Genomic DNA, 16254 nt, shown 5'->3' with positions numbered 1-16254 from the left:
GGCGACTGACTAGCGTCTGTCGCCGTTTCAACGCAACGGCGGGCGATGAAACCCGGGCCACCTTCCGTCAGCGCCCGCTCCGGTGCTATGATGCAGTCAAGTAGCAGCTTACCTTTGGAGAACAGAATGAGCGATTTGATCGTGCACGTGAGTGACAGCAGCTTCGAGGCCGAAGTCATCAAGTCCGACAGCCCCGTGCTGGTCGACTACTGGGCCGAGTGGTGCGGCCCCTGCAAGATGATTGCCCCGGTACTGGACGAGATTGCCAAGGATTACGCCGGCAAACTGAAAATCTGCAAATTGAATATCGATGACAATCAGGAAACCCCGCCCAAGTTTGGCGTGCGCGGCATTCCGACGCTGATGCTGTTCAAGGACGGCAATGTCGAAGCGACCAAGGTCGGTGCCCTGTCGAAATCTCAACTGACAGCCTTCCTCGACAGCAATATCTGAGTCTGAAGTCGGCTCTGCTGTCAGCATTTTCCGGCCCGGAGCCAATCCGGGCTGGACGTCACCGCCAAGCGGTGATAAGTTTATCAACCAATTCCCTGCCGACTCCTACGGCCGTGGCATTTCCGACTGCATCCTGAACAACTCAATTGCCCTGCGTGGCTTGTCCCGCGGCGGCCCAAGACCAACCCGTCCTGCCGAAACTACATTCCAGCAAACCTATGAATCTGACCGAACTCAAACAAAAACCCATCCCTGAACTACTCGACATCGCCAATGAAATGGGCCTGGACAATATGGGCCGATCACGCAAACAAGACGTGATCTTTGCGATTCTGAAAAAACATGCCAAAGGTGGCGAAGACATTTACGGTGATGGTGTCCTGGAAATCCTGCAGGACGGTTTCGGCTTTCTGCGTTCCGCCGACTCCTCCTACCTTGCCGGACCGGACGATATCTATGTATCGCCCAGCCAGATACGCCGCTTCAACCTGCGTACCGGTGACAGTATTTCCGGCAAGATTCGCCCGCCGAAAGACGGCGAGCGCTACTTTGCCCTGTTGAAGGTCGACTCGATCAACTTTGATCGACCGGAAAACACCAAGAACAAGATCCTGTTCGAGAACCTGACGCCGCTCTTCCCCGATGATCGTCTGGTCATGGAGGCCGGCAACGGTTCCACCGAAGATCTGACTGCGCGCATCATCGACCTGTGCGCGCCCATCGGCAAAGGCCAGCGCGGCTTGCTGGTCGCACCGCCGAAGGCCGGCAAGACGCTGATGCTGCAAAACATGGCGTCCAACATTGCGCGCAACAATCCCGAGTGCCACCTGATCGTATTGCTGATCGACGAGCGCCCGGAAGAAGTGACGGAAATGCAGCGCACCGTACGTGGCGAAGTGGTTGCCTCGACCTTTGACGAGCCGCCAAGCCGTCACGTACAGGTTGCTGAAATGGTGATCGAAAAGGCCAAGCGCCTGGTCGAGCACAAGAAAGACGTCATCATCCTGCTCGACTCCATCACCCGTCTGGCGCGAGCCTACAACACCGTGATCCCCAGCTCCGGCAAGGTACTCACTGGTGGTGTTGATGCCCATGCTCTGGAAAAGCCCAAGCGTTTCTTCGGCGCCGCGCGCAACATCGAAGAAGGCGGCAGCCTGACCATCATCGCTACCGCGCTGGTCGATACCGGCTCGAAGATGGACGAAGTGATCTACGAAGAGTTCAAGGGCACCGGCAACATGGAGATCCACCTGGATCGCAAGATCTCCGAGAAACGCGTATTCCCCGCCATCAACATCAACCGCTCCGGTACCCGCCGCGAAGAGTTGCTGACCGGTGACGAGGAGCTGCAGCGTATGTGGATTCTGCGCAAGATCCTGCACTCCATGGACGACATCGCCGCCATTGAATTCCTCCTTGATCGCCTGAAAGACACCAAGACCAACGATGAATTCTTCCAGTCGATGAAGCGCAGCAAAAACTAGGCAGCAAGCTACAAGCGTTAACCGAAACACTGATTAATTGCACAGTCTCCAACAGCCTGGTTGGCGTTGACCGGCTCTGGACCGTTAGATGCCAGGCGACCGCCAAGGATGGCGGAAGAGCAGAAAATGCAGGAGCAATTTTCTGCCAGTGCATCTACGAGCCCGTAGGGGTGAGGCAAGCGATTACGAAGCACTGCTTCGTGTGCAGCCGAACGACAGCCGATCTGTGATCGGCTGGCCGGTCCCGAAGGGGGTTTACGGCGTGTCCAGAGCCGGTCAACGACAATCAGGCCGACACACAGAAACCGATAAAATCAGTGATATTTATGTGGTTACCAGCTAGTTATCCGCACAAACTTGTAGCAATTTACCCTGTTGCTGTTGCCGCCCAGTCGGCATAATGCGCTTCACATCCAATTCACGGGCGGCGAACTGATTCCGGTTCGCCGCCCGTTGCTTGAGGCCTGAAGCTGCCATGCAATACTCCGATCTACGCGACTTCATCAAGGGCCTGGAACAGCGCGGCGAACTCAAGCGCATCCAGACGCCGATCTCCCCCGTGCTGGAAATGACCGAAGTCTGTGACCGCACCCTGCGTATGGGCGGCCCGGCCTTGCTGTTCGAGAATCCCACTGGCCATAGTATGCCGGTACTCGGCAACCTGTTTGGCACGCCTGAGCGCGTCGCCCTCGGCATGGGTGCCAGCGATGTCAGCGAGCTGCGCGAAATCGGCAAACTGCTCGCCTACCTCAAGGAACCTGATCCGCCCAAGGGTCTGAAAGACGCCTGGTCCAAGCTGCCGATCTTCAAGAAAGTACTCGCCATGGCACCCAAGGTGGTGCGTGATGCGCCCTGCCAGGCGGTCATTGAAGAAGGTGAGGACGTCGATCTGTCACGCATACCGGTGCAAACCTGCTGGCCCGGCGATGCCGGCCCGCTGATTACCTGGGGGCTGGTTGTCACCAAAGGACCGCTCAAAGAACGCCAGAACATGGGAATCTACCGGCAGCAGGTGATTGGCCGCAACAAGGTCATCATGCGCTGGCTCAGCCACCGTGGCGGCGCACTGGATTTTCATGAATGGAAACAGACGCACCCCGGCCAGCCCTTCCCGATTGCCGTCGCCCTGGGCGCCGACCCGGCAACCATTCTCGGCGCTGTCACCCCGGTGCCGGATACCCTGTCCGAATATGCCTTTGCCGGCTTGCTGCGCGGCGAACGCACCCGCCTGGTGAAATGTCGCGGTTCGGAACTGCAGGTGCCGGCCAGTGCCGAAATCATCCTGGAAGGGGTCATCCACCCCGATGAGATGGCAGACGAAGGCCCCTTTGGCGACCATACCGGCTATTACAACGAAGTCGACCGTTTCCCGGTATTCACCGTCGAGCGCATCACCCGGCGGGAAGATCCGATCTACCACAGCACCTATACCGGACGGCCACCGGATGAACCGGCCATCCTTGGTGTGGCCCTGAACGAAGTATTCGTGCCCATACTGCAGAAGCAATTTCCGGAAATCACCGATTTCTATTTGCCGCCGGAGGGCTGTTCCTACCGCATGGCGGTAGTGTCGATGAAGAAGCAGTATCCCGGTCATGCCAAGCGCGTCATGCTCGGCGTCTGGAGCTTCCTGCGCCAGTTCATGTACACCAAATTCGTTATTGTCACCGACGACGATGTCAATGTGCGCGACTGGCAGGATGTTATCTGGGCCATCACCACACGCATGGACCCCAAGCGTGATACCGTACTGATCGACAATACACCGATTGACTACCTCGATTTTGCGTCGCCGATTTCCGGCCTCGGCAGCAAAATGGGTCTGGATGCCACCAACAAGTGGCCGGGTGAAACCAATCGTGAATGGGGCACCGCCATCGAGCAGGACAAGGCGATCGTCAGCCGTATCGACAACCTTTGGGCCGAACTGGGAATTGATGGATGAAAGTCACCCTGCAACCCTCCGGACACGTGATAGAACTGCAACCCGGCGAGCGTATTCTGGATGCCGCCCGGCGATTGGGGTTTGATGCACCGCAAAGCTGTCGCAACGGCAATTGCCATGTCTGTACCGCCAACCTGATCAGTGGCAAAGCGCGCATGGCTGACAGTGAGATCAACCACGGCGAGCTCTATACCTGTATTGCCCAGCCGCTGGCGGACTGCGAGCTGTACTGGGAAGGGGTGCTCGCCCCGGATGAGCTACCGGTGCATACCCTGGCTTGCCAACTGGACAGTGCCGAAAACCTGGGCGCCGACGTCTGGCGCCTGCGCCTGCGCGCCCCGGCCGGCAAAAAGATCAATTACCACCCGGGCCAGTACCTGCTGCTGGAGCGCGATGACGAGCAGCTCTCAGCCTTCTCGATCGCATCCACCCCCACGGAAGAGCGACTGATCGAACTGCATATCCTCACCCGTGAACAACAAACCCTGGCCATGGTAGAAAAGATTCGGCGGGAACGCATGGCCCACGTCAAGCTGCCCTTTGGCGATTGCCATCTGGCCAGCCTGCCGCCCGGCCCCCTGGTTCTGATCGCCGCAGGTACCGGGCTGGCACAGATGCAAAGCCTGATCGAGCACTGCCGGCATCTCGGCTTTACCCTGCCGATTCATCTCTATTGGGGAGTGCGCGAGGCAGCGGATTTCTATCAGGCGCCCTACTGGGAAGAGTGGGCAGACATGCCCAATCTGTTCATGCACAAGGTGGTCAGTGATGATGCCGGCTGGGCCGGTCGCCAGGGGCTGCTGCCGGCAGCCGTGATCGAAGATCTGGGTATCGACCTGAGCCCCTATCACGTCATTGCCAGCGGCTCACCGCCTATGGTCTACGGCACCCTGGATGCACTGGTCGCCGCTGGCATGCCGGCAGCCAACATGCACGCCGACGTCTTCGCCTACGCACCGCGCGACTGAGAGACAGCCGCGCACGTCACGGTTTATTCCGCCGGCAGTGCCCGTTGTGGCAAGGGCAAGGCTGGCAGATCGCCGGCCATCAGTTCAAAGCCGGCACGCAGCACTCGCTGGCTGGCTGCCACCTCACCCAACTGATCCAGCAAACGCACCAGCTCGGCACAGGTCTGAATATCCTTCTTGCTGTGAAAACTGGCTTCCAGATATTCGCGTGCCTTGCCCCACAGCTGGTTACGCAGAGCCAGGCGGCCCAGGGCCAACAGCAATACCGGGTTGTGCGGCTGCGCGCTCAGCCACTTTTCCGCCGTAGCCAGTTGACGCTGCGGATCAGCACCGGACAACAGACCATAGAGGTGCATCAGCCGGTCACTGTATTGCTGACGCAGCTCGGGTCGCAATGCTTCCTCGGCCGTCGCATCCAGGCCTAGCAGACGCAGTTGCACGGCATACACAGCCAACATCTCCTGATCCTGACGCAGTGCTTTCGGCAAGCGGCCCCAGCAGCTGGTCAGCGGGTGAGCTTCGCCGGGCGCCTGGTGCTGCCCGCGTTCTCCCGCCTGCTGCAACAAGGCCTGATACACCTCTCGCTCCAGGTGCTGCAAGTCATCAGCCGGCAGCACTTTCTGTTTGCGCAGTTCCGGCAACAGCGCCTCCAGCCGCTCCCAGTCCTGCAGGCGCAGATACAGCCGGCTCATCAGTTTGAGGGCAAATACATGCTTGGGGTAACGCTTGCGCAAACGCGTAAGTGTCGCCAGCGCCTGTTCATACTGACCCCGCGCCAGCTGCAGCTGGGCCTGGGTTACCGCGATCGCCACTTCAGCTTTTGGAGTGCTGTCATAGGCTTCACGCAAGAGCTCGTCAGAGCCGGAAAAATCGCCCTGTTCATGCGCCGCCCGGGCCGCCGCCAGATAGTTGATCAAGGGTTGATCGGCAGCCGGTGCCGAGCGTTGCAGCAGACGCTGGGCCGCTTTCCAGTGCCCTTCGGCAAACTCCAGCAACCCCCGGGTCGTCACCAGATTGGCCCGGCGCTGGCGGTTATGCCGCGACCAGGGATTGATCTTGCGCCCGGAGGCATTCAGAAAACGGACCAGGGCACGCAACAGCGACAACCCCAACCAGAGCGCGAGAAGAAAGGCCAGACCCACCCAGATACTGGTTTCCAGCGACACGTTGCGCCAGGCAATCAACAGGTAACCGGGATCCTCCGCCACCGCCATGCCCAGCAAGGCAGCGACCAGCAGGACCGCCAGCACAGCCAGATAGCTTTTGCTCATGGCGCCTCCTCAGGCTCGGCGCCATTGTCCCGTTCAGTACGCTGCGTGATATAGGCAGCCAGTGCCTGCTCAAGGTCGGACAGATCCGGCGGTGACAGGCTCACCGGCTCTTCGGCCAGCGTCTGCAGCTGGCTTTGCATGGCCTGCACCAGGCTGTTATCCAGCTCGAAGAACTGGCGCAGAATACTGTCCGCTTGCTCCAGCGATGCCTGGAACACCTGCTCTTCTCCGCGCAGTGCAGCCCATTGCGCCTGTTCCAGCGTCAGCTGCAGGGTACGCCGGATACGTTGCATCTCGGCATCATCCAGCAGAGGCGTGATCACCTTGCCGCGCTGGAAGTCGACCCGAACATAACGTTCCAGCCGCATCAGCACGCGTTCCCAGCGGGTACGCCTTTCCAGACGATCGGCATACTCTTCTTCCACCGTGACCTCGTCCGGGTCAAACACCGGCACTGGCAGGGCAACCAGCCGGTTGACCTGCTCCCGCAGTGCACCCAGACGGACATAAATACCGGGGCGATCAACCACGCCCAGGCCCGCCAGCTCGGCCTGATACTGTGCCAGACGCTCACGCAGGCTGAATACGCCACTGTCTGGTTGCTGTTTGAGAATATCGTCGACAACAGCCAGCAGTTGCCCGGCAGTCTCCACGTCATCCGAGGCAATCAACCGCAGAGAGGCCAGGCGCAACAGGTACTGTGCCTCGGCCAGTTGCCAGTGGTCACCCTCTTCACCCTGCAGGGCATCCAGACGTTGTCCGAGATTCTGTTGACTGCGCTGCAAATCGGCGGCCAGCCGCTGCAACTGTTCCAGCTCGCTGCGACGCGCCAGATCCTGCACATCGCGGTTCAATGCCTGCTGCGTTTGCTCTTGCTGGCTGGCCAGTTCCTGGATGGCGGATTCCCAGCCTGCGGTGCTGCTCGCCGACTGTTGCTGCCACCATTGCCAACCCGTCAACGCCAGCGCCAGCAAGGCAAGCAGCAGAGCCAGCATTCCAAGACCCCGGCCACCGCCACCAGCAGCGCCTGAGTCTGGCCTGGCCGGCGGTTTCTCGCCACCACCCGAACCGCTCTTCTGCGTGCTCACCGAGACCTTTTCCTCGGCTGGCCCCGGCTTGGCGGAGGTCGTCGATGCAGTTCCGGCCGCGGCTGGCTCAGTGCCGGGTTGATCCGCCGCGCCGGCCGTTTTGCCCGTCTCGACAGCGGGTTTTGCGTCTGCCGCTGCCGGTGTTGCGGCGGCGTCCTTGTTCTTGTCGCTTGATTCCACGCCCGTCCCCTTGTCAGCTCATGTAATCGGTACTGATGGCCGCAAGCAACGCCGCATCATCAGCCCCTGCGCAAACGCGCACATCCTTGCAGCCTGCTGCCCGCGCCAGTGCAGCCACACGCTCGCCGGGTACCCAGCAACGCCAACCTGCCTGATGCGGCCAGCGCTCAGCAGCTGCCTGTTGCCAAAACTGCAGGGCCTGGCTGCTGAGCAATAGAATATCACTCACCCCGGCCGCCTCGGCGGCCATCAATCCAGACGTCAGGTCGGGGCCAGGCTGACGCCGATACAATTCAAGATAGTCGACCTGGCCGCCCGCTGCCCGAACCTGATTGGCCAGGTGCTCGCGGCCACCTTCGCCACGCCAGATCATTACGCGCAATCCATCCTGCTGCAACAGCTCTGCCCAGATCGGCAGTGCCAGCAAGGACTCACTGTCCTGCCCCTGTTGCGGATAAACCACCGGCAGGCCGTAATCGGCCAATGGGGCTGCCGTACCGGCACCCACGGCAAACCAGTGCTGGCCAATGGGTGGCTGGGGCCAGTAACGATCCAGTCGCAGCAAGCCCAGGCGCGCGGCGGTCGGGCTGACCACCATCACCGCATGATACCGATCCAGGTCCAGCATCAGGCTGCGCTGTTGCGGCGTTTCCGTCAACGGTTGCAAATCCAGCAATGGCAGGCTGTGGCTGGCGATACCACGGGCCTGCAGTTGCGCAGCCAGCCGCGCATTGTCTGCATTGCTGCGGGTCAACAACACCCGTCTCACTGGCCGTCAGCCTCCTCGTACACGGCATCCAGAATCGCCTTGGCACCCTGGCGCAGCAAGTCTTCAGCTACTGCAATGCCCAGGGCTACCGGCTCCTCTTCCGGCCCGCTGGCCTCGGCTCGCAGCATGGTGGTGCCCATGGGGTCGCCAACCAGGCCACGCAACCAGAGCTGACCGTTTTCACGTATGGCATAGCACGCAATCGGCACCTGGCAGCCGCCGTTGAGGTGAGTATTCAATGCCCGCTCGGCGCGCACCCGAAGCGCACTGTCATGGTCATTCAGTGGCGCCAGCAGCGCTTTCAGCTCATCGTCATCCGTACGGCATTCGATACCCACGGCGCCCTGCCCTCCAGCCGGCAGGCTTTCTTCCGGCGGCATGGCGTAGCGGATACGGTCATCAAAACCCAGTCGCATCAAACCGGCAGTGGCGAGAATAATCGCGTCATACTCACCGGCATCCAGCTTGGCCAGGCGGGTATTCACATTGCCACGCAGAAAGCGCACGACCAGATCGGGACGGCGTGCCAGCAACTGTGCCTGACGGCGCAGGCTGGAGGTACCCACCACACTGCCCGCCGGCAAGGCATCGACGTTGTCATAATGGTTGGAAACAAACGCATCGGTGGGTTCTTCGCGTTCACAGATCACCGGCAGTTCCAGTCCGGGGGGAAAGGCCATGGGCACGTCTTTCATCGAGTGCACGGCCAGATCGGCCTCGTCATTCAGGATCGCGGTTTCCAGCTCCTTGACGAACAGCCCCTTGCCACCAATCTTGGCCAGCGGCGAGTCGAGCAACTTGTCGCCACGGCTGACCATGGGCACCAGGCTGACCTTCAGGCCGGGGTGCAGTTCTTCCAGACGCGCTTTGACGTATTCGGCCTGCCACAGGGCCAGGGCGCTCTTGCGGGTGGCAATTCGCAGTTCTCGTGTCATGGGTATCTCGCTAACAATGTCAGCGCCATGATACGTCATGCGGCAGCAAGCATCCATGCGACCGGGTGGCGCTGCTTCAGCGACGCTCCAGCTGCTTGATCAAATTGCGCACACCGGGAACATGACGGCGACTGACGGTCAGCGGCTCGTCCGGAAACTCTTTGAGATAGAGCTGGAAATGACTGCCCTCGCGATGCAAGCCCTCAATCCGGTCCCGCGCAACCAGCGCATTGCGGTGAATGCGCACAAATTGCTGGCCAAATTCGTCTTCCAGGGCTTTCAGCGGCTCGTCCAGCAGCACCTCTCCCTGCTCGTGACGCAGAGTGACGTACTTGTGATCGGCAATGAAGTACATCACGTCACAGACCGGAATCAGCTCAATCCCCTTGCGCGTGCGTGCACTGATATGGCTACGGGCCTGACTGACGTCCTGCTCGTTCGGTGGGCGGCCCAGACTGGCCAGCTGCATGCGATTGAGTCGCTGCGCCTTGTCCAGTGCTTCGGCCAGCTCCTCGCGGCGCACCGGCTTGAGCAGATAACCCACGGCGCTGACATTGAAGGCCTCCAGCGCATACTCACCGTAAGCGGTACAGAACACCACCGCGGGAGCCTGCGGCAACTCACACAACCGGGCTGCAGCCTGCAAACCATCCATACCCGGCATGCGGATATCCAGCAGCACTATGTCCGGCTGCTGCTCAGCCACCAACTGCAGCACCTCGTGCCCGTTGGTCGCACTGTCACTCAATGCCTGATAGCCCGGCAAGGCATCTACCAGGCGCAGCAAGCGTTCACGGGCCAAAGGCTCATCATCGGCGATCAATACTTTCATGCCTTAATGATTACTCCGCATTGAGGGTCCTTGTTTACAAGAGTAGACCACGCGACAAAAGTAGCGCGAGTCTTCTTGCCAGGCATCCAATCGTGCCTCTTGGCCAAACAGGGCCTGCAATCGGGCGCGAATATTGTCCAGCGCCATGTGTGCTCCTTCACCAGCAGGCTCTTGAGCACAGACACTGTTGCTGACTTCGAGTTCAACCCGGTCATTCTCGCGCCGACCCCGAATCAGGATATCACCGCCCTGCGGGTTGGGCTGCACGCCATAGAAGATCGCATTTTCCAGAATGGGTTGCAGGGTCAGCAAAGGCATTGGCGTAGCGTCCGGCAACCCGCTCACCTGCCAGCTGGCCTGCAAGCGCTCATCCAGACGATATTGCTCAATCCGCAGATACCCCTCGCACAGACGCCGCTCTTCACCCCAGGTAGCAACCCCTTCCACTTCCGTCAGATTGGCGCGAAACAGATCAGCCAGATCCAGCACCGCGTTTTCCGCCTTGTCCGGCGCCGTTCCGATCAGGCTGACGATGCTGTTCAGGCTGTTGAACAGGAAATGGGGCCGGATGCGCGACTGCAAGGCCTGCAAGCGGGCGCGCAATTCGGCCTGCTGCTGATGCTGCCATTGCAGCTGCAGGTAGAAATAGCGCAACAACAGGCTGGTCATGATCAACGCAATCAATCCGTGCCGCAGCAACTGGGCAAAGTCAGTCAGCGGCGTACCGAGCATTCCCTGCAGCAGGACCCAGTTGGCCAGCACCGTGAACAGCAGCGTCAGACCGACCACGACCGCATAACAGGCGGCAATCGACAGCCACAGGGCCTGGCGTTGCATCCATGGGCGCAAACGACAGAGCAAGGCTGCCGAGAGCAACACCACCCACTGCACGAACAGCGAGGCCATGGCCAGCCGCATCCAGTCAAAGCCGCTGCCCCCCGGCTCCGCCAGCACCCACAGCAAGACCACCAACTCAGCCAGAATCACCATGGTAAACACGGCAATCGACGAACACAGGTCCGGGAGGAAGAAATCATCTCCCGCATAGGGTCGTTTGAGCAAGGTCCAGAGTCCGTTCTTCATGGCTGCAGTGTCCGCCAGCTGGGCGCGAATGCGCAAGTGTGAAGTGGTATAGTAGCTGTTTATCCAAATCAACAGCGGATGCAGCGCAATGAGCCAAGAAAAAACGACCAACCAATCCTGGGGTGGCCGCTTCAGCGAGCCGGTAGATGCCTTTGTTGCCCGGTTCACCGCCTCGGTGAATTTCGATCAGCGCCTGTACAAACATGACATTCAGGGCTCGATCGCCCATGCCAGCATGCTGGCTCAGGTTGGTGTACTGACCACGGACGAACGCGACACCATCATTGAAGGCCTGCGCGCCATCCAGAGTGAAATCGAAGCCGGTGAGTTTGACTGGCAGGTCGAACTGGAAGATGTGCACATGAACATCGAAGCCCGCCTGACCCAGCGCATCGGCATCACCGGCAAGAAACTCCACACCGGACGCTCGCGCAACGATCAGGTCGCCACCGACATTCGCCTCTGGCTGCGCGAGGAAATCGACATCATCCTCAGCGAGCTGGAGCGCCTGCAAAGCGGCCTGCTGGATCAGGCCGAGCAGCATGCCGAGGTGATCATGCCCGGCTTTACCCATTTGCAGACCGCCCAACCGGTGACCTTCGGCCACCACCTGCTGGCCTGGTACGAAATGCTGCGCCGCGATACCGAACGCCTGCTCGACTGCCGCAAGCGGGTCAACCGCATGCCGCTGGGCAGCGCCGCACTGGCCGGCACCACCTACCCGATCGACCGCAGCATTACCTGTGAACTGCTCGGCTTCGATGCCGTCTCCGGCAATTCGCTGGATGGCGTCTCAGACCGCGATTTCGCCATCGAATTCTGCGCCGCCGCCGCCGTGGCCATGATGCACCTGTCGCGCTTCTCCGAAGAGCTGGTGCTGTGGACCAGCGCACAGTTCAACTTTATCGACCTGCCCGACCGCTTCTGCACCGGCTCATCGATCATGCCGCAGAAGAAAAACCCCGATGTGCCCGAGCTGGTGCGCGGCAAATCCGGCCGCGTCTATGGTCACCTCATGGGCCTGCTGACCCTGATGAAAAGCCAGCCGCTGGCCTACAACAAGGACAACCAGGAAGACAAGGAGCCGCTGTTCGACGCCGTGGATACCCTGCGCGACAGCCTGCGCGCCTTCGCCGACATGATTCCGGCGATCAAGCCCCGCGTGGACATGATGCGTGAAGCCGCGTTGCGTGGCTTCTCCACCGCCACCGACCTGGCCGACTACCTGGTACGCAAGGGCCTGCCGTTCCGTGACTGTCACGAGATCGTCGGCCTGGCGGTGAAATACGGCGTCGACCAGGGCAAGGATCTGGCCGAAATGAGCCTCGCTGAACTGCGCCAGTTCAGCGACCAGATCGAGCAGGATGTGTTTGACGTACTGACACTGGAAGGCTCGGTGAATGCTCGTGACCACATCGGCGGTACCGCACCGGCCCAGGTGCGTGCAGCCGTAACGCGGGGCCGCGCTCAACTGCAGGCGGATAACGCCTGAAGGACGCGGCAATGACGGATAAGGCGCCCGACAGGCCCGCCGGTTATCGCGTGAGCGCCGACCGGCGCTCGGCCTCGCGCCGGGTGCGCTATGTCGAGGGTAACCGTCAGGATCCGGGAGAGTGCCGTCTTTGCCAGCTCGACGAGCTGGCAGAGGGCGAGGCAACGCCCGGCGACACTCAGGACGGTGGCAGCTCGACCAGGCCCCAGGGCAGCTCCGCCACCCGGGCCGGCTGAGCCGACAGGTCGATCAGGTCACCGTTGTTCGGCACCAGGCCCTGCAAACCCAGTTCACGACCAAAGGCCATATGCGCTTGCTGGTGATAGTTTTCGCCATGCACCGGCAACAGATAACGGGCTCGCAACCAGCCATACAGCTGACGCAGATCCTCCTGTGGGGGATGACCGGAGGCATGCACCGGCGCCATCTCGTCATCAATGATCTCGATGCCCTTGGCTGTCAGATCGGCACGTATGCGTGCCAGACTCTCCTCGTTACCCGGAATCAGCCGCGAGGAAAAGATCACCGTATCGCCGCGCTCCAGCACCAGTTGCGGATGCCGCCCGCTGGCCACCCGCCCCAGGGCTGCCGCCGGCTCACCCTGGCTGCCGGTACAGATCCACAACTGCTGACTGCGCGGCAGGAAACCCAGCTCCCAGGGGCCGATAAAACTGTCGGTTGCGGTCAGGTAATCCATCTGCCGCGCCACCCCCTGCATGCGCAGCAGACTGCGTCCGAGCAGTGCCGCATAGCGATCGGTATCGCGGCTGATCTCAGCCAGTGCATGCAAACGCGCCAGATTGCTGGCAAAACAGGTCACCACCACCCGCTGCTTGCATTCACGCACCGCATCCAGCAGGCCTTCGCGCACCGCCGCTTCAGAACGGCTGGCACCCGCCACCGGGGCATTGGTCGAGTCGCCGATGATCACATCCACCCCGGTACGGCCCAACGCCTGCAGGCGCGCCTGCGCGGTCAGGCCACCCACCAGCGGCTCGGCATCCAGCTTCCAGTCGCCACTGTGGTACAGGCGCTTGCCGGCCACCTCGAGCATGATGGCATGGGACTCGGGTATAGAATGGGTCACCGGGATCCATTCCGCCTGAAAATTGCCGATACCAATGGGCTCCAGCGGCTTGATCTCGTGCAGCCGCGGCCACTCCTGCAGCGCATCCAGCTTGTTGCGAATCAGGCGGGCAGCAAAGGGACTGGCATACAGCGGGCAATCCAGCGCCTTCCACAGATGGGCCACCGCACCGATATGATCCTCATGGCCGTGGGTAATCAACAACGCCGAGAGCTTGATGTCATAGCGTTCCAATGCCGCCAGACTGGGAATCGACACCTGATTGCGTCCACTGGGATGCGATTGCAGGGCAAAGCCGCAATCCACTGCGATCCACTGACCGGCAGAACCGAACAAATAGAAATTCGCCCCGAACATGCCCGCACCGCCCAAGGGCAGAAAGAACGGGCCGATCTGATTGTGCAACTGGTCAAAGCGTGGTGCGGGCATGACTGAATCCAACAAGGAAATACCGCCGCTACTGGGCATATATCGACAGCCTATCAGAGTCTGCAGAGCCGGCGGCGCGTTCTTGCGCATGAAAGCCTCCAGCAGCCGCCACAGACCACAGGGTCACGCATCGACTTGCACCCGACAGACAGGCTGCATAGAGTGTATGCAATTGATCCTGATTGAGGCTGCCATGACTCCTTTTCTGTTTGCCACCACTGCCCAGATTCTCTGTGAACCCGGTTCCGCCGTACGCCTGGCCGAACTCTGCCGCGAACGCGGCGCCACCCGCGTCATGGTGGTCACCGACCCCGGCATCACCCAACTCGGCCTGCTCGAACCCAGCCTGGCTGATTTTGCCAGGCAAAACCTGAGCGTGCAGGTGTTTGACCAGGTTGTCGCCGACCCACCGGAAGCCGTGGTGCAAACCGCCGTTGATCAGGCCATCGCCATGCAAGCCGACATGGTCGTCGGTTTCGGCGGCGGCAGCTCAATGGACGTCGCCAAACTGGTCGCCCTGCTCGCCCACCCGAACAGCCAGCAGACACTCGCCGACATCTACGGCGTCGGCAATGCCAAAGGCCAGCGCCTGCCGCTGATCCAGGTACCGACCACCGCCGGCACCGGCTCCGAAGTCACCCAGATCAGCATCATCACTACCGGCGAAACCACCAAAATGGGCGTCGTCTCGCCATTGCTACTGCCCGACCTCGCCCTGCTCGACGCCGACCTCACCCTCGGCCTGCCCTCCGCCGTCACCGCCGCCACCGGCATCGACGCCATGGTGCACGCCATCGAAGCCTATACCAGCAAGATCAAGAAAAACCCACTATCCGACATGCTCGCCCGCGAAGCCCTGCGCCTGCTCGCCGGCAACCTCGACGAAGCCGTACACAACGGCAAAAACCGCGAAGCACGCCAAGCCATGCTGCTCGGCGCCCTGCTTGCCGGCCAGGCTTTCGCCAACGCCCCGGTCGCCGCCGTGCACGCACTGGCCTACCCGCTGGGCGGCCACTTCCACATCCCCCACGGCCTGTCCAACTCCCTGGTCCTGCCCAGCGTCATCGCCTACAACGCGCCCGCCGCGCAAGAGCTCTACGCCGAACTGGCCCCGTTACTGGTCAAAGACCTCAAGCCCGGCAGCGCCGCCAGCCTGACCGAACAACTGGTCAACGCCCTGGCCGACCTCAGCCCGCGCTGCAACCTGCCCAGCCGCCTGCGCGACGCCGACGTCCCCGAATCCAGCCTGGAAATGCTCGCCCGCGACGCCATGCTGCAACAGCGCCTGCTGGTGAATAACCCGCGTGAGATGACTGAAGCCGATGCACTGGCGATTTATCGGCAGGCGTTTTAATTCTTGCAGAATGCACGCAACGCTACGGCGTCCTTGCTGATCCACTGGGTTGGACCGTCGATGGCATGGACGCCATCGACGAGCTACAGGGACGTACTTGCCGCGTGTCCAGCCCAGTGGATCAGCAAGGGCGCCATCGCACAGATGCTGAAAGATAAAAACTTAAACCACAACTGAACATGACCAAGCAGAGCACTCAATGACCACCAAACCCCAGCGCAGCGACTACCCCTACCTGCACCCCATCACCACCCGCTGGCACGACAACGACATCTACGGCCACGTCAACAACGTCACCTACTACGGCTACTTCGACAGCGCCGTCAACAGCTGGCTGATCACCCAAGGCGGCCTCGACATCCACAACGGACAGCAGATCGCCTTCGTCGTCAGCTCCAGCTGCGACTACTTCGCCCCCATCGCCTTCCCCGACCCCATCGACGTCGGCGTGCGCGTCGCAAAACTCGGTAACAGTTCCGTCAACTACGAACTCGCCATCTTCAAACCCGGCAGCAACGACGCCTGTGCCGCCGGCCGCTTCGTCCACGTCTTCGTCGAACGCAGCAGCAACCGCCCCTGCCCCATCCCCGACGGCCCCCGCGCCGCCCTGCAGCGCCTGACCAACTGATTCAAACCAATCCTCCAGGGCTTGCATCACAAGGCCCTGGGGGCAGACTGCAGAACCCGCCTGCCTCCAGCGATAAACAAAAGCTATCAACCCCCTACCAAAATCCTACTGGCGGCAATCGCTACCCGTTGCTAAAACTATGTAACCCGGCGCACAAAAGCGAGCCTGAACACGCCTGTGGGTCTGGAACCAACAAACCTGTATGACCGTGATCCGGTCATACCGATGCATGAAACTGCTATCCGCAGAATCAAAC

At 61.0% G+C, this 16254-nt stretch carries 14 protein-coding genes; 7 read left to right on the top strand and 7 right to left on the bottom strand.

Annotated features, from left to right (window positions below; all coding sequences use genetic code 11):
• Window positions 1-126 precede the first annotated feature (126 nt).
• The 4 genes from trxA to BLU07_RS01310 all read left to right on the top strand — a co-directional run bounded on the left by trxA (window position 127) and on the right by BLU07_RS01310 (window position 4850).
• Window positions 127-453 carry a thioredoxin TrxA gene (gene trxA, locus BLU07_RS01325; protein WP_092383380.1) on the top strand — a complete coding sequence of 109 codons (327 nt, stop codon included), beginning with the start codon at window positions 127-129 and terminating at the stop codon, window positions 451-453.
• 218 nt (window positions 454-671) lie between these two features.
• Window positions 672-1937, top strand: a complete 1266-nt coding sequence (gene rho / locus BLU07_RS01320) for a transcription termination factor Rho (RefSeq protein ID WP_092383378.1) — start codon at window positions 672-674, stop codon at window positions 1935-1937.
• 475 nt (window positions 1938-2412) lie between these two features.
• On the top strand, window positions 2413-3882 hold the full coding sequence (gene ubiD, locus BLU07_RS01315) for a 4-hydroxy-3-polyprenylbenzoate decarboxylase (RefSeq protein ID WP_092383376.1): 1470 nt from the start codon (window positions 2413-2415) through the stop codon (window positions 3880-3882).
• Entirely contained in the window at window positions 3879-4850 is a 972-nt protein-coding gene (locus BLU07_RS01310) for a 2Fe-2S iron-sulfur cluster-binding protein (protein ID WP_092383374.1), read from the top strand. Before ubiD ends, BLU07_RS01310 begins: the two co-directional genes overlap by 4 nt.
• 23 nt (window positions 4851-4873) lie before the next feature.
• Here BLU07_RS01310 and BLU07_RS01305 read toward each other — a convergent pair whose 3' ends face one another.
• The 6 genes from BLU07_RS01305 to BLU07_RS01280 form a co-directional block, all read right to left on the bottom strand.
• Window positions 4874-6121 carry a heme biosynthesis HemY N-terminal domain-containing protein gene (locus tag BLU07_RS01305; RefSeq protein WP_092383372.1) on the bottom strand — a complete coding sequence of 416 codons (1248 nt, stop codon included), beginning with the start codon at window positions 6119-6121 and terminating at the stop codon, window positions 4874-4876.
• The gene (locus BLU07_RS01300) at window positions 6118-7389 is read right to left on the bottom strand and encodes a uroporphyrinogen-III C-methyltransferase (protein ID WP_092383370.1); all 1272 of its coding nucleotides are present in this window, start codon (window positions 7387-7389) and stop codon (window positions 6118-6120) included. The genes BLU07_RS01305 and BLU07_RS01300 overlap by 4 nt, the downstream gene beginning before the upstream one ends.
• Window positions 7390-7402: 13 nt before the next feature.
• Window positions 7403-8158 (bottom strand): uroporphyrinogen-III synthase, encoded by a 756-nt coding sequence (locus tag BLU07_RS01295; protein ID WP_092383367.1) that lies wholly within the window; start codon window positions 8156-8158, stop codon window positions 7403-7405.
• Window positions 8155-9093: a hydroxymethylbilane synthase gene (gene hemC / locus BLU07_RS01290; RefSeq protein ID WP_092389500.1), complete on the bottom strand. Its 939-nt coding sequence runs from the start codon at window positions 9091-9093 to the stop codon at window positions 8155-8157. The genes BLU07_RS01295 and hemC overlap by 4 nt, the downstream gene beginning before the upstream one ends.
• 76 nt (window positions 9094-9169) lie before the next feature.
• On the bottom strand, window positions 9170-9925 hold the full coding sequence (locus BLU07_RS01285) for a LytR/AlgR family response regulator transcription factor (RefSeq protein WP_092383365.1): 756 nt from the start codon (window positions 9923-9925) through the stop codon (window positions 9170-9172).
• 3 nt (window positions 9926-9928) lie between these two features.
• A complete protein-coding gene (locus BLU07_RS01280; protein WP_092389498.1) occupies window positions 9929-11008 on the bottom strand; it encodes a sensor histidine kinase in 1080 nt (359 codons plus the stop codon).
• Window positions 11009-11096: 88 nt separating this feature from the next.
• On the opposite strand from BLU07_RS01280, the gene argH reads away from it, so the two are divergent.
• Window positions 11097-12500: an argininosuccinate lyase gene (argH, locus tag BLU07_RS01275; RefSeq protein ID WP_092383363.1), complete on the top strand. Its 1404-nt coding sequence runs from the start codon at window positions 11097-11099 to the stop codon at window positions 12498-12500.
• A 178-nt stretch (window positions 12501-12678) separates the two neighbouring features.
• Here argH and BLU07_RS01265 read toward each other — a convergent pair whose 3' ends face one another.
• Window positions 12679-14106, bottom strand: a complete 1428-nt coding sequence (locus BLU07_RS01265) for a ribonuclease J (protein WP_092383359.1) — start codon at window positions 14104-14106, stop codon at window positions 12679-12681.
• Window positions 14107-14209: 103 nt separating this feature from the next.
• On the opposite strand from BLU07_RS01265, the gene BLU07_RS01260 reads away from it, so the two are divergent.
• Both BLU07_RS01260 and BLU07_RS01255 read left to right on the top strand, forming a co-directional pair.
• Complete coding sequence (locus BLU07_RS01260; protein WP_092389496.1) at window positions 14210-15370, top strand: iron-containing alcohol dehydrogenase; 1161 nt, start codon at window positions 14210-14212, stop codon at window positions 15368-15370.
• Window positions 15371-15569: 199 nt separating this feature from the next.
• Entirely contained in the window at window positions 15570-15998 is a 429-nt protein-coding gene (locus BLU07_RS01255; RefSeq protein ID WP_092383357.1) for an acyl-CoA thioesterase, read from the top strand.
• Window positions 15999-16254 lie beyond the last annotated feature (256 nt).

The organism is Halopseudomonas salegens, from assembly GCF_900105655.1.
In the GTDB taxonomy this organism is placed as follows: Bacteria; Pseudomonadota; Gammaproteobacteria; order Pseudomonadales; family Pseudomonadaceae; genus Halopseudomonas; species Halopseudomonas salegens.
This window is presented reverse-complemented; position numbering and strand designations above follow the sequence as displayed.